17 protein-coding genes are annotated in these 19,214 nt (G+C 47.2%); 2 read left to right on the forward strand and 15 right to left on the reverse strand.

Features of this window, described 5'->3' with window-relative positions; all coding sequences use genetic code 11:
- Positions 1 to 227: 227 nt before the first annotated feature.
- The 4 genes from tig to NCY57_RS10885 all read right to left on the reverse strand — a co-directional run bounded on the left by tig (position 228) and on the right by NCY57_RS10885 (position 4,853).
- On the reverse strand, positions 228 to 1,583 hold the full coding sequence (tig, locus tag NCY57_RS10870) for a trigger factor (protein WP_059086290.1): 1,356 nt from the start codon (positions 1,581 to 1,583) through the stop codon (positions 228 to 230).
- Between the two features lie 78 nt (positions 1,584 to 1,661).
- Positions 1,662 to 3,161, reverse strand: a complete 1,500-nt coding sequence (locus tag NCY57_RS10875) for a polysaccharide deacetylase family protein (RefSeq protein ID WP_250789662.1) — start codon at positions 3,159 to 3,161, stop codon at positions 1,662 to 1,664.
- 53 nt (positions 3,162 to 3,214) lie between these two features.
- Positions 3,215 to 4,699, reverse strand: a complete 1,485-nt coding sequence (locus NCY57_RS10880; protein WP_330638991.1) for a polysaccharide deacetylase family protein — start codon at positions 4,697 to 4,699, stop codon at positions 3,215 to 3,217.
- Positions 4,650 to 4,853: a hypothetical protein gene (locus NCY57_RS10885; protein ID WP_250789663.1), complete on the reverse strand. Its 204-nt coding sequence runs from the start codon at positions 4,851 to 4,853 to the stop codon at positions 4,650 to 4,652. Before NCY57_RS10885 ends, NCY57_RS10880 begins: the two co-directional genes overlap by 50 nt.
- Positions 4,854 to 4,947: 94 nt before the next feature.
- Between NCY57_RS10885 and NCY57_RS10890 the strand changes: the two genes are divergently transcribed.
- Positions 4,948 to 5,388, forward strand: a complete 441-nt coding sequence (locus NCY57_RS10890) for a type IV pilin (RefSeq protein ID WP_021653070.1) — start codon at positions 4,948 to 4,950, stop codon at positions 5,386 to 5,388.
- A 99-nt stretch (positions 5,389 to 5,487) separates the two neighbouring features.
- Here NCY57_RS10890 and NCY57_RS10895 read toward each other — a convergent pair whose 3' ends face one another.
- From NCY57_RS10895 to NCY57_RS10935, 9 genes are all read right to left on the reverse strand, one after another.
- Positions 5,488 to 5,934 carry a DUF1934 domain-containing protein gene (locus tag NCY57_RS10895; RefSeq protein ID WP_021653071.1) on the reverse strand — a complete coding sequence of 149 codons (447 nt, stop codon included), beginning with the start codon at positions 5,932 to 5,934 and terminating at the stop codon, positions 5,488 to 5,490.
- Positions 5,935 to 5,966: 32 nt separating this feature from the next.
- Positions 5,967 to 6,788, reverse strand: a complete 822-nt coding sequence (gene murI, locus NCY57_RS10900; protein WP_021653072.1) for a glutamate racemase — start codon at positions 6,786 to 6,788, stop codon at positions 5,967 to 5,969.
- A 56-nt stretch (positions 6,789 to 6,844) separates the two neighbouring features.
- Positions 6,845 to 7,084, reverse strand: coding sequence for a hypothetical protein (locus NCY57_RS10905; protein WP_250789664.1), 240 nt, complete (start codon positions 7,082 to 7,084; stop codon positions 6,845 to 6,847).
- Positions 7,085 to 7,189: 105 nt separating this feature from the next.
- Positions 7,190 to 8,875: a GerAB/ArcD/ProY family transporter gene (locus tag NCY57_RS10910; RefSeq protein WP_129974692.1), complete on the reverse strand. Its 1,686-nt coding sequence runs from the start codon at positions 8,873 to 8,875 to the stop codon at positions 7,190 to 7,192.
- Positions 8,876 to 8,880: 5 nt separating this feature from the next.
- Positions 8,881 to 10,377, reverse strand: coding sequence for a spore germination protein (locus NCY57_RS10915; protein WP_022427304.1), 1,497 nt, complete (start codon positions 10,375 to 10,377; stop codon positions 8,881 to 8,883).
- A gap of 140 nt (positions 10,378 to 10,517) precedes the next feature.
- Complete coding sequence (locus NCY57_RS10920; RefSeq protein WP_022427303.1) at positions 10,518 to 11,219, reverse strand: GntR family transcriptional regulator; 702 nt, start codon at positions 11,217 to 11,219, stop codon at positions 10,518 to 10,520.
- Positions 11,209 to 12,090, reverse strand: coding sequence for a 4-(cytidine 5'-diphospho)-2-C-methyl-D-erythritol kinase (ispE, locus tag NCY57_RS10925; protein ID WP_059086293.1), 882 nt, complete (start codon positions 12,088 to 12,090; stop codon positions 11,209 to 11,211). Before ispE ends, NCY57_RS10920 begins: the two co-directional genes overlap by 11 nt.
- A 90-nt stretch (positions 12,091 to 12,180) precedes the next feature.
- Positions 12,181 to 13,749 (reverse strand): DUF3794 and LysM peptidoglycan-binding domain-containing protein, encoded by a 1,569-nt coding sequence (locus NCY57_RS10930; protein WP_250789665.1) that lies wholly within the window; start codon positions 13,747 to 13,749, stop codon positions 12,181 to 12,183.
- 3 nt (positions 13,750 to 13,752) lie between these two features.
- Positions 13,753 to 14,208 carry a protease complex subunit PrcB family protein gene (locus tag NCY57_RS10935; RefSeq protein ID WP_250789666.1) on the reverse strand — a complete coding sequence of 152 codons (456 nt, stop codon included), beginning with the start codon at positions 14,206 to 14,208 and terminating at the stop codon, positions 13,753 to 13,755.
- Between the two features lie 215 nt (positions 14,209 to 14,423).
- Between NCY57_RS10935 and NCY57_RS10940 the strand changes: the two genes are divergently transcribed.
- Positions 14,424 to 15,164: a lysophospholipid acyltransferase family protein gene (locus NCY57_RS10940; protein ID WP_015525341.1), complete on the forward strand. Its 741-nt coding sequence runs from the start codon at positions 14,424 to 14,426 to the stop codon at positions 15,162 to 15,164.
- Between the two features lie 55 nt (positions 15,165 to 15,219).
- On the opposite strand, the gene pflA is transcribed toward NCY57_RS10940, so the two are convergent.
- Positions 15,220 to 15,969 (reverse strand): pyruvate formate-lyase-activating protein, encoded by a 750-nt coding sequence (pflA, locus tag NCY57_RS10945; RefSeq protein ID WP_015525340.1) that lies wholly within the window; start codon positions 15,967 to 15,969, stop codon positions 15,220 to 15,222.
- 8 nt (positions 15,970 to 15,977) lie between these two features.
- Positions 15,978 to 18,239, reverse strand: a complete 2,262-nt coding sequence (pflB, locus tag NCY57_RS10950; protein WP_227574313.1) for a formate C-acetyltransferase — start codon at positions 18,237 to 18,239, stop codon at positions 15,978 to 15,980.
- Between the last annotated feature and the right edge of the window lie 975 nt (positions 18,240 to 19,214).

Raw genomic sequence — 19,214 nt, forward strand, 5'->3', positions numbered from 1 at the left:
TTTTTACATCCCCGTTTATATACTCATATCTTTCTTTGATATTTAATGTCTGTCTTTAATCATACCGCATTTAACGCTTAAATACAATGGAAATTCCCGAAAGAATCTCTTAATTTGTTACTGTTCACTCCGTTCTCAGTAACACACTTCGCGATGCACATGTAAAAAAAATGGTACCCGGAACACATTCCGGGCACCACACTTTTTTAGCTGCTGATACTGTCAGATCACTCCTGCCCCGCTGCATCCGATGTGCTGCTGTCTGCATCCTGATCCGCCTCGCCGTCTTCCGGCACCATATCTGTAGCCTCTGCCGCTTCCAGCTCTTCATCCACGGTACCTTCCGCACTGCTTCCGTCCGAGGAAGGATCATCTCCGTTTACTCCCTGGGTATCACCGGCAGAAACCTTCTCCTCAACCGTTGCATTGTCCAGGATAAAATCTTCCACTCTGAGAAGTCCGATGGATTCATCCACGGCTGCCTGTCCGTATTTATCTACCAGCGCAGCCAGATCCTTCACACTGTATGCTTTGATCAGTTCATCCTGGATACTGAGAGATTTTTTATCTTCAAGTGTCATATTCTCCGCATCCATGATCCCCTGTACGATCAGGTTCTGCTTTACTTTAAACTCCGCATACTGACCGCTCTGCTCCTCAAAATCATCCATGGAGATTCCCTGAGCTTTTACAAAATCCTCCAGCGTCATATCACCCTGTTTTGCATAATTCTCATACAGACTGCGAAACTCTGTCTTGGCTGTATCCAGATCCTCCTGTGGATATTCCTTCACTTCAGATGCTGAGAGCACTGTGTTCCATGCAGTTTCACGCAATGTGTTCTGTGCACTTGTCTTCGCTTCATCCTCCAGTGTGGTACGGATTTCCTTCTTGTAATCATCCACACTCTTGCAGTCTGTATTCTTGGCTACCCAGGTATCGGTAAGCTCAGGTGCACGCTTAAAGCTCTGCAGAGTGACCTTAAATACCACTTCCTGTCCGGCCAGCTCTTCCGAAGAGTATTCCTTCGGGAAAGTCAGATCGAGATCCTTGGTCTCACCTTTTTTCATTCCGATGATCCCGTCCTCAAATCCGTCGATAAACGTTCCGGAGCCTATGGTCAGCTCATAATTATTTGCAGTACCGCCGTCAAAAGCCACTCCGTCCTTGGTTCCCACATAATTAATGATAACCACATCTCCGTTCTGAACACTGCCTTCCGTTACTTCCTCAGCCTTGTTCTGAAGTTCTTCCTTGATCCTTCCGTCAACCATATCATCGGTTACGGCTTCTACTGTGTTATCAAGAGTCAGTCCCTTATATTCTCCGATGGTCACATATTTGCTCACATCATCCACGGAAACAAGCCTTGTATCTCCGGAGGCTGCCTCTTCGCTGTCTTTATTGGAATCCGTTTCTTCTGACTCTTTGGAATCTGCAGATCCGGAATCTTCTTTATCTGTTGTATCCTGCGCTTCTGCTGCAGGTTTTTTGTCATCTTTCTGGTCTGTTGATGTGCCACATGCAGTGATCGCCAGTGCCGCACACAGTGCAAGAACCATGAGATATGCTTTTTTCTTCATAACCTACTCCCTTCATCAAGTACTGTCGGTTCGATTATAATCTTTTTTTATACAGATTTGTAAAGTGTGTTTGCTGTCTTACATTTCCGGTACCGGTGTCGGTCTGGAAGAATCCCACACCTCCGATACATCAAACAGGTCACTGAGCATATCCGGATTGTAATACATTCTGTATCCATCCAGATTCCGTCTTCCCTGACGGAAATATTCACTTGTGATCTGCACAAAATACTGACTGGAATCTACATTGCAGAAATAGCGGTAGCCACGGCTTTTGTAATACTCATACTTCTCATTATCCGAGGTGTATCCTTCCCAGTCGCCGATATCCGCACCAAAGGCAAAAATGATCATATCGGTTTTTCCGAGGATGGGTGCCACATATTTTTCCCATTTTTTATTATCGGTCTTCAACTCCGCTGCTGTGGAGCTTGTAGCGTTTCTGTGACCCCAGGTATGGCTTGCAAATTCCCACCCGTCCTTTTTCATGGCCTTCGCCACTTTTTTGGCTGCTTTTACTTCTTTATCATAGTCAAACTCCGGATTGGCCTTGAGAAAAGCCTTCTGGTCATCCTGAAGATTCTTCTTGGTCTTATATGCCCCATCTGTACGGTAGCCCAGAACACCATTATAACCGGTCATTGCCAGAATACCCTTTCTTCCATGATAGGAAAAATCCGGATGTTCTTTGATAAAGGAATCCAGGATCGGCACCACATCGTAATCTCCGGTCACAACTGTACCGTCTGCCTTCTTATACTCGCATTTGATATCTCCGTTGTCGTCGATCACCAGCTTTGTGGCAAATCCGTCTCCGTCCATATAATGATAGTAGCTGACGTCATCCTCTGAAAGAACAAAAGGAATCTTGCCTTCCGGCAGCATGATCTTTCCCCTGCTCATGGTTCCGTCATCATTGATCACAGCCATATCATGAGGACTCACCAGTACGTAACCCTTATCATACATGATCTGGAGCATTTTTTTGAACTCGCTGACTGTGGTCATCATCTGATTATATCCGGCCTCATCGGAATCTCCGTCAAAGGCCAGTGAGGTATTCACGATCAGGGAATGAAAAAATACATGGGTGATATTCTCAAGTGGATATTCCACACAGGCATCTCTTTTTTTCATGTAGGCTGCTGCTGCTTCCTGCATCTTGTCACTGGTGGCAAATTTCCAGTTGTTTTTCAGCACAGAGATCGCGCCGGTGTAATCATACTGCTGTGCCAGTTTTTTGGCTTTTTTGAGAAGTGTTTTTTCGTCTGAGGAAGTACTGTCGGAGCTGTTCTCGGCAGCTTCCCTTTTCTGTGTTTCTTTTTCTGCCTTTTTTTCTTCCTTCGGTGTCTCGGTAGCTGCCGGCTGGTCCTCCGGGTCCGCTGCTACTTTGGCTTCTTCGGACTGTTCTTCTTCGGCTTCTGCAGCTTCTGCTTCCGCTTCATCAGACTGTGTATCCTCGTCATCCTGTGTCCCAGAGATCATATTGTCCACCTGAACAGTGACCGGATGGTTTCCGCCCACAAGAAGTGACGCCGCAAGCACTGTTGTCAGTACACCTGCAATTTTTTTCTTCATAATAATATATATGCCCCTTTCTAAAAGTCCCCTCGTATCTCCGGATATGACCGTTACATCGGCGGTACCGGTGTCGGTCTTGCCGGATCAAAAACATCTTTTACGTCAAAAAGATCGGATAACAGTTCCGGGTTATAATACATACGGTATCCATCCAGATTCCGTCTTCCCTGACGGAAGTACCGATCCCGGATCTGTACATAATACTGGCTGGAATCCACGTTGCAGTAATAATTATATCCCTGCCCCTTCAGATATTCGAATTTATCCCCGGAATACTCCTGGTCATTGGTAATGTCGGTTCCAAAAGCAAAAATGATAACATCCGTTCCCCCGATCAGCGGATCTACATTTTTCTTGAAACGTTCGGTATCTGCCTGAAGCTTCTCCAGTGTGACCTGTCCCACATTCTGATGTCCCCAGGTATGGCTCGCAAATTCCCAGCCTTCTGCCTTCATGGCATCGGCAACCTTTTTTGCGGCTGCCCGTTCTTTTTCCAGGCTGAAATCCGGATGTGCATCCAGCCACTGTACTTTATTTTCATCCAGATCTGCCGGACGGGTCTCATAGCTTTCGTCGGTCCGGTATCCCAGGATCCCGTTGTATCCGGTAAGTGCCAGGATTCCTTTTGCACCGCGGTATGAGAAATCCGGATGCTTTTCCACAAAACGGTCGATCAACGGAACCATGTCATAATCTCCCACGGAGACACTTCCGTCATCTTCCACATATTCATTGCGGATCTTTCCTTTATCATCCACGATCAGCTTCGTGGCATAGCCGTCACCGTCCATGTAATGATAATAGCATACATCATCCTGTGAGAGGACAAACGGCGTTTTCCCAGGCGGAAGAAGGATCTCTCCCTCTGTGATGTTCCCGTTGTCGTCTGCCTTTGCCATGTCCTTGATGCTTACCATCACATAGCCCTTGTCATACATGATCTGCGTGATCTTGTTAAACTCATCAATGGTTGTCATGACCTGATTATAATCTGCTTCTTTGTAGTCTCCGTCAAACGCTTTGGATGGATCCTTGATCAGAATATGATAAAAGACATGTGTCACCTTTTCAAGGGGCCATGCCGTACAGGTTGCTTTTATGTCTTCGTATTTTTTTGCAGCTGCCTGCATCTTCTTATCCGAATCATAGGACGGAGCCTTTTTCAGAAGATCGATAGCTTTGTCATAGTTATACTGACTGGCCAGAAGCTCTGCCTCTGCGAGAGTATCTTTGGAAGCGGTCTCTGTATTTTTAGTACCTGCTTCTAAAGCTTTTTCTCCGGAAACAGTCTGTTCTTTCTGTTTGTCAGAAGAAACCATCTTCTCTTTTGAAGCCTTCTCACTTCTGCCCTTCAGTGCACCGACCCCTACTGATGCCCCGACTGCAACGATCATTGCCGCTGTTATGATGGCCAGACGTTTTCTGCGTTCCTTCAGCTGGCGCTTTCTGCGGCGTTTCAATATCTCTTTCCGCCATTCTTCGTACTCAGGAGTTCCCATTTCCGGTCGGGTTCCCCCGGTTTTTTTCTCTTTCATATAATATTTCCTCCATCTCTGGTTTATCCATTACATATGTTAGCTCAAAGATAGTTATGTCCTGTATTCTCTGCAGCATACACAGATGAACTGCATCGTAATCATTATAACTGGTAACTGCTGAAATTTCCACCGTTCCACCTGTCTTTTTCACTTTTTTAATTGCCTTTTTGACGAAACAATGCTAAAATGTTGTTTGCGTAATGTAACCGATTGCGAAACAAATATATATACAGGGGGATTCTCAAATGAGTACAGTTACCATCGTTCTTCTGGTCATCCTCGTTATTCTGATCGCAGCAGTGATCGCACTCTATTTCTTCGGAAAAAAAGCTCAGAAAAAACAGGACGAACAGCAGGCTCAGATTCAGGCTAACAAGCAGACAGTTTCCATGCTGGTCATCGATAAAAAACGGATGCCGCTGAAAGATTCCGGACTTCCACAGATGGTCATCGACCAGACACCTAAGCTTATGCGCCGGTCCAAGCTTCCGATCGTAAAAGCCAAAGTCGGTCCGAAGATCAACATCCTTATTGCAGATGAAAAAGTTTTTGATCTGATCCCGGTCAAAAAAGAGATCAAAGCTGAAGTCAGCGGCCTTTACATCGTTGGCGTAAAGGGAATCCGTGGTTCTCTCGAAGCACCACAGAAGAAGAAAAAAGGCTTCCTCGCAAGATTCCGTAAATGATCAGAATCCAAAACAGCCGCCATGCTTTCAGGAATTCCCCTGATGCATGGCGGCTGTTCTTATGTAGTGTAATTATATATCTTTTATTTTCTGCAGGATCTATAAAACAAAATCCTTGCAGTCTCTTGGCTGTACCTGGATCGCCAGATAGCAGTCTGCCACATGTTCTTCATTCATATCCAGCGCATAATCTGCTTTGATCTGAAGGTTCTCTTCGCTTTCCGTCAGCTCCAGATTCGTAGCTGAGATTCCCATCTGAAGTGTTCCGTAAGGGGTAGTATAATAGGTCATGTTTTTTTTGCCCTGTTCAAATACCATGTGTACATTGACCAGTCCCTTCTTGCTGACCTCCAGACCCTTTCCGGATACTTTTATGTAATTGATGGTGGGTTCTGCTGTTTCATCCAGCAGTTCCTCATATCTGAGATAATGAGAACCATTGCGGAAATAATACTGTCCCGGAACAATGATCTCTATAGGTTCCTGATCCCCCTGTGCATCCATCATCTGAAGCCCTCTTACATGGATCAAAACTTCTTTCTGCATTCTTTTCTCCTATCATTTATGTACAGATCTGTTTAATATTTTTCGATATCGATCTTCTGTGTTTTTTCTACGTTATACGGCAGGATGGAATTGGCAAAATCCTTAAACTTCTCTGCAAGATCACTTACATAAAAGCGATACGGGAATTCCTCCTGTGCTACCTCATTGCTGGCAAGATCCAGTCTGGAGAGTAACTTTTTAAGCTCTAGCGCCGTCTCATATGCAGGATTCACAAGGCAGACCTCCTCACCCATGATCTTGCGGATGGTAGATCTTAAAAGAGGATAGTGCGTACATCCGAGGATCAGTGTATCGATCTCCTGCTCCTGCAGCTCCTTCAGATATCTTCTCGCAACCTCCTCGGTGACCGGATCATGATACCAGCCCTCTTCTACCAGCGGAACAAACAGCGGGCACGCTTTTCCGATCACGGTGATCTCCGGATCCAGTTCCTTCAGATAAGAGGCATGGATACCGCTTCCTACCGTGCCCACCGTTCCGATAATGCCCACCCGTTTATTTCTGGTTTCCTGGGCAGCAACTTTGGCACCGGCCTCGATCACTCCAAGGATCGGGATATCCAGTTCATCCTTCACCGCATCCAGAGCAAATGCACTGGCTGTATTACAGGCCACCACAATGGCCTTCACCTTCTGTTCCTGCAGAAAATGAATGATCTGGCGGGAATAACGGATCACCGTTTCTCTGGATTTGCTTCCATAGGGAACTCTGGCTGTGTCTCCGAAATATACGATTTTTTCCGATGGGAGATTGCGCATGATCTCCCGGGCTACTGTCAGTCCTCCGATACCGGAATCAAACACACCCACCGGTGCGTTTCTGTCTATATTCATTGATCTTATCTCCTGAAATAATTAATCGAACGTGATTGGTCCGTTGAAATATTGTATCACCAATCCAGGGCTTGCGCAAGCCAGAAGGATATCTTCACCGGCTTATTTTCCCCGTTATCCTCTGCTTTTTCAAAACAGAATTCCGGGTAGATCGTTCCCCACCAGGCATAAAACTGTGGCTGCCGATCACCGGCAGTTCTTCTCTCCCAGGTACTCCCTGCAAGGATCACTGCCGTGAGCAAAAGGAACCCTCCTACTTTTTTTAATACATGCTTCTTCGTTTTTATATGCTCCATGAGCAAGCCCTCCTGTCAAAAATCTTCTGATGATCTTATCCAGAGATATACTGTACGATTTATCGTACTGATCATCATCTATATTATTAACAGTCCGGCTCCCATCTATTCATTACTGCCGTAATCCACTTCCAGAAGCTCACCTTCCACCCATATCTCCGGAAGCCAGGGCAGCGTTCCATCCTGACAGAACTGATGATATACCTCCCGCAGAGTCACACCCTTCTTCTGCTGCCCGGATGTGCGGTTCTCCTGGATTCCCTGAAGGTATTCCCCTATGGAGCTTTCCCGGGCTCCTTTCCAGTGAAAAACATCTCCCAGCATATCCGTCCGGAACACGTAGACATCCTCTCCGATATGCTCTTCCTGCTTCAGATATCCGATCAGTGCTTCCCGGGATCCCTCTTCCAGGATCTGTTCATCCAGGATCAGCACTTCAAGATGACCCAGATCCAGAAATTTTTCCTGAGACCGGTTGTAGACTGCCTCGATCTCCTGAAAGTCCCGGCCGGAAAGAGTCAGCACAGAAATCGGATCTTCGTCCGGTTTTTCCTGTCCAGTAGCTGTACTCATATCCGGCATTGCATATTTCAGCACAAAGCCATTCTCTGAAACACCGGCCCCCAGTGCCAGCGGATAAGCTCTTTTTTCCGGTTCTACTGCCGCACAGCCTGATCCCGTCAAAGTAATGACCAGGACAAGTCCTGCCACAGTTACTTTTTTCTTCCGTCTTCCCCGGTTTTCCGTACTGAGAAAAAGCTGTATCACAAGCAGAAACGGCACAAAGATGTACCCCAGATACCAGCCATAATACTCCCGGATCCCCATCCCGTTTCTCTCATACAGGGAAAGCAGCCAGCCTGCTGCCGGGATCCAGTACCGACCGGTCCCGAATCCGGTTTTTTCCGCGATCTGATTTCCGTAATGAAACAAACTTCCCAGAGAAAACAAAAGTCCGAATACCAGAAACCCCATCCATATCACATCAAATCTCGCCAGTACGTTTCCCGGAAGATCTGCACCCTCCAGAAGAGGCAGTACCGGACAGATCTCGTTTTTAAGGCGTGCACCACCAAAGACTGCCGGAAGAAGGAGCTGCATTCCAAAAATAATCCCGCAAACTGTAAGAAAAGCCAGGATCACAGGTTTTCTGGCACTTCCCTGTTTTTTTGCATACTCCAGCCCGAAGGGAAGAAGTCCTGCTCCTGAAAAAGCACACAAAAGTGTATACAGATCACGGAGCCATCGCTCTCCTGTAAATCCTGTTTCCGGATCTTTCATCACTTCCATAAAGTACTCTGTTTTTCCCTGCCCTGCACATAAAAGCATCAGAAGAAGGATCCCTGCCAGAAAAATCCTTCCGGACACCTCAGCGATCCGCCCTCTTCTCTGCATTCCGCGATGCGTTCCCAGACTACAGGCTGCAACTGCAAGAAGAGACAGCCATTTTCCGGAAATCCCGCTGATCAGACTTTCCGGGATCACCTCCCCCAGAAGGCCCGAAAGAAATGCCGAACTTGCGATCACATATACCAAAAAGAACAGGCCAATAAATCGTACAGTAAAACTTCCTGTCCTTTTGGAAAGCTCCCCATATGCAGGTGTCAGACGTATCAGCCAGATCACATAAAAAGAGAGCACTACGGCCGCAGCAGCTGTCCCTGCCATGGCACTGATGCCCAACATCGCTCCATTCTTAAACAGGCACAGCAGAAACGGCGCCGGAAACACCAGTATGATCTGCCGAAAAAGCTGTCTGTGGGAAATCCTGTTATTCTCCGCAAATCTCATAACCTTTATCCTTTCCGGCTCCATGGCCTTGTCCGAAGCCTGCGTTTCTGGGCATTTCTGGCATACAGCGGCCGGAATTTCCGCTTCCGGAAGGGCTGTCGCAAAATCCTTCCACCGGTTTCCGCCTCACTGTTCTTCTCTACAAAAGGTACCAGATATGGGACACCGAAGCTTAAAAGTCCTGCCAGATGCGCCATGGTGAGATACAGTCCCAACACGATTCCGAATATACCTAGAAATCCTCCCAGAAACAGAAAAGCGTACTTCAGAAGCCGGAATGCAGAAGCAAATTCCTCATTAGGTATAGCCAGTGATCCCAGTGCTGTCAGTGCCACGATGATCACTACCACCGGGCTGACAAGATTGGCCTCCACCGCAGCCTGTCCGATGATCAGTCCTCCTACGATCCCAATGGCATTTCCAAGAGCTCCCGGGATCCGCACACCAGCCTCCCGTATCAACTCAAAAGACAGTTCTAGGAACACCAGCTCCACTACACTGGAAAATGGAACGCCCTCTCTTGCCTGTGCAAAGGAAAGGATCAGATTCGCCGGAAGGATCTGTGTATGAAACCGGATCACAGCCAGATAAAGTCCGGGGAGCAGCGTTGCCACAGCCATGGCCAGATACCGGAGCACCCGCAGGAAGGATGCCATCTCAAAACGGTTGTACCAGTCTTCACTGCTTTCCATAAAACTGTTGAATGCTCCGGGAACCACCAGTGCCACCGGCGAGTTGTCACAGAGCAGAACTGCTTTTCCATTCAGCAGCTCCTGGGCAGCCCGGTCCGGCCGCTCCGTTGTCTGAAACTGAGGAAAGGGAGAATACCATGCTTCTTCTGTCAGCTGTTCCAGCATCCCGCTGTCCAGGATCCCGTCCACTGCAAAAGATTCCAGGCGCTCTTTCACAGCAGTCAGAAGCTCCTCATGGACCAGATCCTCCACATAAAGAAGCTGTACCACCGTATTGGAGCGTACACCGATGCTGCTCTGCTCCACCTTCAGCCTGGTATCCCGGATCCGCTTTCTCACAAGGGCCGCATTGGTTTTTACACTGTCACAGAAGCCCTCCTTGGAGCCTCTGAGGACCTTTTCCGTCTTCACCTCTGATACAGCCAACCCCGGATATCCTTTACTGGAAATTTTCATTGCTTTGTCGTATCCATCCAGAAAGAAAACTGCATTTCCCGAAAGAATGGCACCAAATACCTCCTCCATGGAAGACAGCTCCTTCACATCTGCAATTCCAAGACTGTTTCGACGGATAAATTCCCGGATCTTTTCCTCCGGGATCTCCCAGAAATGATTGATCATTTTTCCGATAGCAGAATCATCCAGCATCATGTTTGAAACCGCAACCTCAATATAGACCATCAGACAGTCCGCCTTATGTCCCTCACCAAGGCGCATGGGCCTGATCAGGATATCATCGCAGTTTTCACACCGTTTCCGGATATATGATTCATTTTCATGAAGAGATATCGATATCTTCCTTGTTTCCATAAAGCCACCATCCTTTGCAGCAAGTTCCCCCCCCCCACTGCTTATTGCTTTTCGCAATTGAAACAGGGGACTTACTTGATTCGGTTAAAAAAAGAGATGCCCCAATGACATCTCTCTTAATATTCCCGCATATCCGGTTCTTATTCTTTTTTCTCGGCCTCTTTGGCCTCATTCTCCGCGCGGATAGTACGGATGATCGCTTTTCGTTGATTCTCCAGATGATGGAAAGAAATATCCTGCGCCTTTTGCACATCTCCTTCACGGATGGCTTTTACCAGTTCTTCATGCTCACTGACCAGAAGATTTCTTGTCTGCTCCTCCTTCAGATACTCTACACGATAGCGATACATCTGCTCACGGAGATTATTCAGGACCTGATTCAGACGCTTATTATCAGAAGCCTGATATATGATCTCGTGGAAAGCCACATCGGTTTCCGCCAGACGGACCAGATTTCCCTCTGCTTTTGTTTTTTCAAATTCCTTGGCTGCCACCCAGAGCCTTCCCAGCTCATCCTCTGTGATCAGCTTGCACGCTTTTTCTATGGCAACATTTTCGAGGGCGATACGCACCTCCAGAACATCGTTCAGATCCTTCTCTGTGATGCTGGCTACCTGTGCACCTCTGCGTGGGATCATCACTACAAGACCTTCCTGCTCCAGCTTGCGCATAGCCTCACGCACCGGTGTTCTGCTCACGCCAAGACGCTCTGCAAGGGCAATCTCCAGAAGTCTTTCGCCCGGCTTCAGCTCTCCCTTCAGGATTGCCTGCCGCAAGGTGTTAAAAACAACATCCCGAAGCGGCAGATATTCATTCATATCCACAGAAAAATCACTTGTCATTTGTAACTCCTCCATCTCTATTGTAAATATCCGTGGCAAATACAGTCTTTGCAAGCCCGCTCTTTCTGAGGCTTCTGGCTGCCGCGGCCATCTTATCCCTGTTATCAAAGATTCCAAACACAGTAGGACCGCTTCCGCTCATCACGGCTTTCAGCGCACCTTTTTCTTCCATAAGGTTCTTGATATTGCCGATCACAGGATACTGTCGGATGATCCCCGGTTCAAATACATTCTCCATTCTGTATGCCATGGCATACAGATCATTATTTCTGATAGCTCCGATGAGTCCATCGATGTCCGGATGTTTTCCGATCCCTTCCAGATTCAGATTCTCATAGGCTGTTTTTGTGGAAACATTGATCCCCGGTTTTCCTATCAGAACATAACATTTCGGAACTTCCGGAAGTCTGGTCAGCTTCTCTCCGATTCCCTCCGCAAGCGCTGTTCCCCGCATGATACAATACGGAACATCTGCTCCGACCTTTACTGCACGTTCCATCAGCTGTTCTTCGGTAAGTCCTAAATGGAACATCCGGTTCACACCCACAAATGCGGCCGCTGCATCGGAGCTGCCTCCTGCCATGCCTGCTGCCACCGGGATAAATTTACGAAGCTTGATGGAAAGTCCCTCTTCAACATCGAACTCCTCCATCAGCATCTGTGCTGCCTTATATACAAGATTTCTCTGATCTGTAGGAATAAACGGAAGATTGGTCGTCAGTACGATCCCCGGCCGTCTGGTCTTTCTGATATCCAGGATATCATACATACGGATGGTCTGCATGATCATGCGTACCTCATGATAACCGTCCTCTCTCTTTCCCAGAACATCAAGTCCGAGATTGATCTTTGCCATTGCTTTTAAACGCATAAGCCCCTCCATTTGTACTTTGTATACAGTATTTATACATGTATTTTATATGATTTTTACATTCTTTTCAACAGCAAAATATTCCACTTTTTATTTGATCTGACCTTCCACTTTTTTCACAACAAGAAGCGGAGTTCCCGGAGAGGGTTCCTGATTTTCCTTGAGAGCATTGATCGTCCGGATCTCCTGGATAGATGTGTGATATTTCCTTGCAATATCCCACAATTCATCTCCCGGTTTTACCATATAAACCAGGATTCCCGGCATAGCCTGGAGTTTTTTCATATCCAGTGGTTTTTCCTCTACTTTCTCAATGATAAATACCGGCTCTCTGGCAACTGCCAGAAGCTCCAGTCCTACAGTTGCCCGGATCTCGATCTCATTTCCATCTGCCATGGCTGCGGAAAGCTGCTCCAGCTTTGCTTTTAACTGATAACAGCTGTCCTGTCGGATCCCTCTTGCTTCCACCATATGGGAAAACGGTATCATTGCCTCCATGGAATAAAACGGCATATCATCATTTCCAATAATGTACAGGATCTTCAGCATGACCACGCCATCTGCCTGCACACCGTTCTCTACGATCCTGGTCTTATCGATCTTCACTTTTCCCTGACTGTGACACAGCTGGAGGACTTTTCCCTGAGTCTCCTTTACCTGGATCCTGTCACTGATCCTGCATCTGGAAAAATTACGTACCAGAAGTCGTTCCAGTACCTCATTCTTTCCTTCCGGAACACATTCACGGATCGGTGTATACACATCGGTAATAAGATCATATTCCTCTTCCCTGAAAAATTTCATATCCAGCTCCAGCACAACATCCGAAACAAGGATCCGTTCTTCCCCATCGACATCCGGTTTGGCCTCCAGGCTCTGATGCATCACCGAAGCTTCGATCAGCGGGATCAGTTCCTCCGTGCAGTCCGGACATTCCACTTCTCCGGAAAAAGGCAGCGAATATTCCAGCCACTGCACCGGGGCTTCTGTATCTTCTGCTCCGTACAGCACAAAAACGGACAGCTCTCCTCTTGCCTTTACCACATTTTCCTCCGGCTTCAGATCCAGCCCCCGTACATCCATAGTATACCAGATCAGGCTGGCGATATCCGGACGATTGGAGGCAATGGTATACTCATCCTTGATCCGGAGTGTATCTCTTTTATGTACGGTAAGTCCCAGAAAACGGACTGTTTTTTTTCTGACGGATACCTCTTCTGCATCCAGCGCCACCGGCAGGCGGATTTGTTCTGTTTCATCCACAGTCGCACAAAAAGTTACCAAAGCTTTGATATTAAGCTTTCTGGAATGGATCAGGCGGATCGTAAGATCTTCAATTTCCCACTTCAGACACATTTTATCCCCGTTTATGATATTCTTCAGGTTCAAGGTTTCCTCAAATGGAAGTTTTGCAGTAAGACTGCTGACGATCCCTCTTTCTTCCCCCACATAAAGGATATCTACCTGCAGATTTCCCGTAAGAATACCTTTCCCGTCAGTAAGACGGACATCATCCATAATGATCCTGCCCTTATTCTGAATCAGTCTTCCTGCATCCGGTTTTGCATCCGGTACATTAAAATCCTCATCAAAAGTGATCTGACTTTTTGCCCTGCTTTTTTCCTTTAATATCTGCATGCTTTCTTTTTTTAATTCCACAGTCTATTCCCCTTTCTCCGACTCTTTTTTCACCGGACTGCTGCTTTCCCGGAACGTTACCGGCTTTTCCTGTTTCCGGGTTTTTATCACAATGCAGGGATAGGACGGAACTCCTGCCTCCTTAAGATCCTCCGGTCCAAGAAGTTTTGTAACAAAAAATATCCCATTCGAGGATTCTCCAAGCTCCTCTACCTGGATGCTGTATCCGCCACTCATCTGCCGCCCGTACCCTTTGGCCAGGTAAATATCCTCTCCGGTTTCATAACTCAGCTGAAATTCCTTTTCCTTTTTTTCTTCCATAAGCTTGGAAAGCTCCTCCGGGATATCCCGGCGTTCCACAACGATGTAATCTACCGGTTTTCGTTCTTCTTCCTCCACCCGGACAAATCGACACCCGGAAAGCAGCAGTGCCAGCACGGCAGCTGTCAGCACGATCCGCAGAAATACTGCTTTTTTCATAATATAAGCCACCTGCATGATTCGTTACTGTTCACTCCGTTCTCAGTAACACGCTTTGCGGAAGATCACCAGTAAACAGTAACCATTATTCAGTATTTATTCTATGTGAGCAGGGAAAGATTTATTGCAACTATCGGATTTTCTTCGTATAATATAAAAATACCATCTTACTGCGGAACTCTCCGCAAGTATCTATAACAGAAAGGACAAAAGACATGATTCGATTCATACTTGTCTGTATCGTGGTGATCGCCTATCTGGTGCTGACCATTCCGGTTCTCCTTGTAGAATGGATCATCGGGAAATTTTCTCCCATGACTAAGGATATCAGCTCTCTGCGCATGGTACAGGCCATATTCAAATTCATCCTGTGGATCACAGGCGCCAAAGTCACCGTCATCGGCGAAGAAAACGTTCCAAAGGATCAGGCTGTTCTCTATGTAGCAAACCACCGGAGCTATTTCGACATCCTGCTCACCTACAGCCGCTGTCCGATCCGCACCGGCTATGTTGCCAAGAAGGAAATGGAGCATTATCCGCTGCTCTCCAACTGGATGCGCAATCTCTACTGTCTCTTTCTCGACAGAGAGGATATCAAGCAGGGTCTGAAAACGATCCTTCAGGCCGCAGACTATGTGAAATCCGGCATTTCCGTATGTATCTTCCCGGAAGGAACCAGAAATAAGAATGCTGATGAAACAGAAATGCTACCTTTCCATGACGGCAGCTTCAAGATCGCAGCCAGAGCCAAAAGCCCGATCATTCCTATTGCGATCAGCAACTCTGCCAATATCTGGGAGGCCAATTTCCCGAAGATGACACCTACACACGTAGTGATCGAATATGGCAAGCCTATCATTCCTTCAGAGCTTGACCGGGATACTCAGCGCCGCTTAGGTTCCTATACACAGGATATCATCAAAGAAATGCTGATCAAAAACAAAGAACTGGTGTGAACATCAAAAAAACCATATCTATGTCTGTTTTTCGACATAAGATATGGTTTTTTTATTACTGTGTACCTGCTCCCAGGATTTTTTCCGCATTTTCGATGCGTTCTTTCGTTGGCGGATTGATTCCCTTCAGCGGATAATCAATATGCAGATTTTCCCATTTAAAGGTTCCGAGTGTGTGATATGGAAGAACCTCCACTCTCTCAACTGTCTTCAGTGTTGCAATAAAGTCAGCCAGCCGGTGGAGATAGTCATCCCGATCATTGCGTTCCGGAACCAGTACGTGACGGATCCACATGGATACGCCCATATCGGAAAGCTTCCGGGCCATGGCAAGGATATTTTTATTGGTACATCCTGTGAGAATCTTATGCTGTTCCTCATCAATGTGCTTGATATCCAACATGACAAGATCTGTGTACTTCATCAGCTCTTCCCATTTTTCATACCACGGACCCTCTTCTGTGTAAGGGTTGCCGCTGGTATCAAGTGTTGTGTGGATCCCAAGTTTTTTTGCTTTTCTGAACAGCTCAGTGAGGAAATCGATCTGTAACAGTGGCTCGCCTCCACTCACAGTAATACCGCCCTTACTTCCCCAGTAAGAGCGGTATCGACAGGCTTTTTCAAGCAGCTCATCTGCTGTGTACTCCGTCCCTGTTTTCATTTGCCAGGTGTCCGGATTGTGGCAGAACTGACAGCGCATGGCGCAGCCGCTCAAAAAGATCACATACCGGACTCCTGGTCCGTCAACAGAGCCGAAGCTCTCCAGTGAGTGGACGTAGCCAGTGATTTTTTTCTGGTCGTCCATATTTTTTATTACATCCTTTCGTGGCAGGTTCTTGCGATAACGTCAAGCTGCTGCTCTCTTGTAAGGTCGATGAACTTAACAGCGTATCCGGAAACACGGATCGTGAAGTTTGCATACTCCTCTTTTTCCGGATGCTCCATAGCATCGATAAGTTTCTCTTTACCGAATACGTTTACATTGAGGTGATGTGCACCACGGTCAAAGTATCCGTCAAGTACATTTACAAGGTTCTCTGTACGCTCTTCCTCAGAATGGCCAAGTGCATCCGGGTTGATCGTCTGAGTATTGGAGATTCCGTCAAGGGCATCCTCATAGTCAAGCTTTGCAACAGAGTTCAGGGAAGCAAGAAGTCCGTTCTGCTCTGCGCCGTAAGACGGGTTTGCTCCCGGTGCCAGAGGCTCGCCGGCTTTTCTTCCGTCCGGAAGAGATCCTGTAGCTTTACCATAAACAACGTTGGATGTGATGGTAAGGATGGATGTGGTTGGCTTGGAATCACGATAGGTATGGATGTGTTTCAGCTTCTCAAGGAATGTGGAAAGCAGAGTTGTTGCGATCTCGTCTGCTCTGTCATCATCGTTACCATAACGTGGGAAGTCACCCTCAACCTGGAAGTCTGTTGTGATTCCGTCCTCGTCACGGATTGCTTTTACTTTTGCATATTTGATAGCGGAAAGGGAATCTACTACGTGTGAGAATCCGGCGATACCTGTTGCGAAGGAACGGTCAACCTTTGTATCGATAAGTGCCATCTCAGCTGCCTCATAGTAGTATTTATCATGCATGTAGTGGATCATGTTCAGTGTTCCAACATACAGATGTGCAAGCCAGTCCATCATCTGATCATATTTTGCGATTACTTCGTCATAGTCAAGGTACTCGGAAGTGATCGGCTGATACTGAGGTCCTACCTGCTGTTTTGTCTTCTCATCAACACCGCCGTTGATCGCGTAAAGAAGGCATTTTGCAAGGTTAGCACGAGCGCCGAAGAACTGCATCTCTTTACCTGTCTCTGTAGCAGATACACAGCAGCAGATGCTGTAGTCATCGCCCCATACCGGACGCATAACATCATCGTTCTCATACTGGATGGAACTTGTTGTAACAGAGATGTCTGCTGCATATTTCTTGAAGTTCTCAGGCAGTCTTGAGGAGTAGAGAACTGTAAGGTTCGGCTCCGGAGCCGGTCCCATATCCTCAAGTGTATGAAGGAAACGATAGTCGTTCTTTGTTACCATGGAACGTCCGTCCTGTCCCATACCTGCTACTTCCAGAGTTGCCCATACCGGGTCACCGGAGAAGAGCTGGTTGTAAGACGGGATACGAGCGAATTTAACCATACGGAATTTCATTACGATATGGTCAACAAGCTCCTGTGCCTCTTTCTCTGTAAGAGTTCCGTTCTCAAGGTCTCTCTCAATATAGATATCAAGGAATGTGGAGATACGTCCAACACTCATTGCAGCTCCGTTCTGAGTTTTGATCGCTGCAAGATATCCAAAGTACAGCCACTGGAATGCTTCCTTTGCGTTCTTAGCCGGCTGGGAAATATCAAAGCCATAGATCTGAGCCATTTCTTTCATCTTCTTCAGAGCACGGATCTGATCTGCGATCTCCTCACGAAGCTGGAAGTCATAACGTCTCATACCCTGACGGTCGCATGCTGCGAAATCTCTCTCCTTGCATGCAATCAGATGATCGATTCCGTAAAGAGCTACTCGTCTGTAATCACCTACGATACGTCCACGTCCGTAAGTATCCGGAAGTCCTGTAAGGATCTTGTTGTGACGTGCTCTCTTCATCTCCGGTGTGTAGATATCGAATACACCCTGGTTGTGTGTTTTGAACTCATAGTTGTTGAAAACATCTTTGATCTTGTCGCTTACATGGTATCCGTAAGTCTCACATGCCTGCTCTGCCATTTTGATTCCGCCGTATGGCATGAAAGCACGTTTCAGAGGTTTGTCTGTCTGAAGACCTACAACCTGCTCCAGGTCTTTGAGTTCCTCATCGATATATCCAGGACCGTATGCTGTAATTCCTGTTACTACCTCTGTCTCCATATCAAGAACGCCGCCTTTAGCACGCTCTTCTTTCTGAAGCTCCTGAAGCTTGCCCCAGAGTTTATCTGTTGCCTCTGTTGGTGCTTCCAGGAAGGAAGCATCTCCATCATATGGTGTATAGTTCATACTGATGAAATTACGAACATCGATCTTCTCTTTCCAACGATCACCCTTAAAACCATTCCACTGTTCAAAATCAACTTTTGCCAATTTGTTACACATCCTTTCCTGTTGTCTCAATATTTCGTTCACTGCCCGCGCAGTTAGTAATATATAACATTTCTCATGACGACCATAAGATAACAGATTCCGAATTTAAAGTCAACAGCTTGGAAGTATGTTCTTTATAATATACATGTAATTGTATTATTGATAAAAATAATGAGAAAATTGTACCAGATATTGTACAATGTCGGGCGTCTGACGGACGCTCCTGGGCGGAGAGCGTTTCCTTTCCAGGGGGGACACTTTGGCGTGGGCAGGTTTGCGAGGGGGAAAGGCGCTCGGAGTTACGAAGCCCGCTTTTCCCCCTCGCGCTCCCCCTTTCCGGGCACGTCACTGTTCTGCGCTGTGGTATGGAGTAGTGTATTGGTAAATGCCTGTATGCTGCTGTATTGGTAGCGTCAGGCTGAGCCGATTTTTTTGTTCCGCCGGACGGAAGGCGGTCTGCGCAGCAGACCTGTTCCTGGTGGTTGTTGTATTGCTGGCGCTAATCTGCTCCTGCCTGTTGTTCTATTGCTGGCGCTAATCTGCTCCTGCCTGTTGTATTGCTGGTGCTGACCTGCTCCTGCCTGTCGCTGTATTGCTGGTGCTCACTTGCTCCCGTCTGTTGTCGCATCACTGGCATAGACCTACTCCTGCCTGTCGCTGTATTGCCGGCGCTGACCTGCTCCTGCCTGTTGTCGCATCACTGGCATAGACCTACTTCTGTCTGTTGTTGTATTGCCGACGCTCACCTGCTTCCGTCTATTGTCGCATCACTGGCATAAACCCGCTCCCATTAACAACAGGGAACAGGCCCGCTGCGCGGGCCGCTTTCCCGTCCGACGAAACAAAAATCGGCTCAGCCTGACACTGCCAATACAGCAGCATACAGGACTAAGCCGATAAATTAACACACTCCAAGGCGTAGCACAGCGGCGTGCCCGGAGGGGTGGGGTGTGGGGAGGGGAAACGGGCTTCGCA

The organism is Blautia sp. MB18-30 (assembly GCF_023669475.1).
Lineage (GTDB): Bacteria > Bacillota > Clostridia > Lachnospirales > Lachnospiraceae > Blautia_A > Blautia_A fusiformis.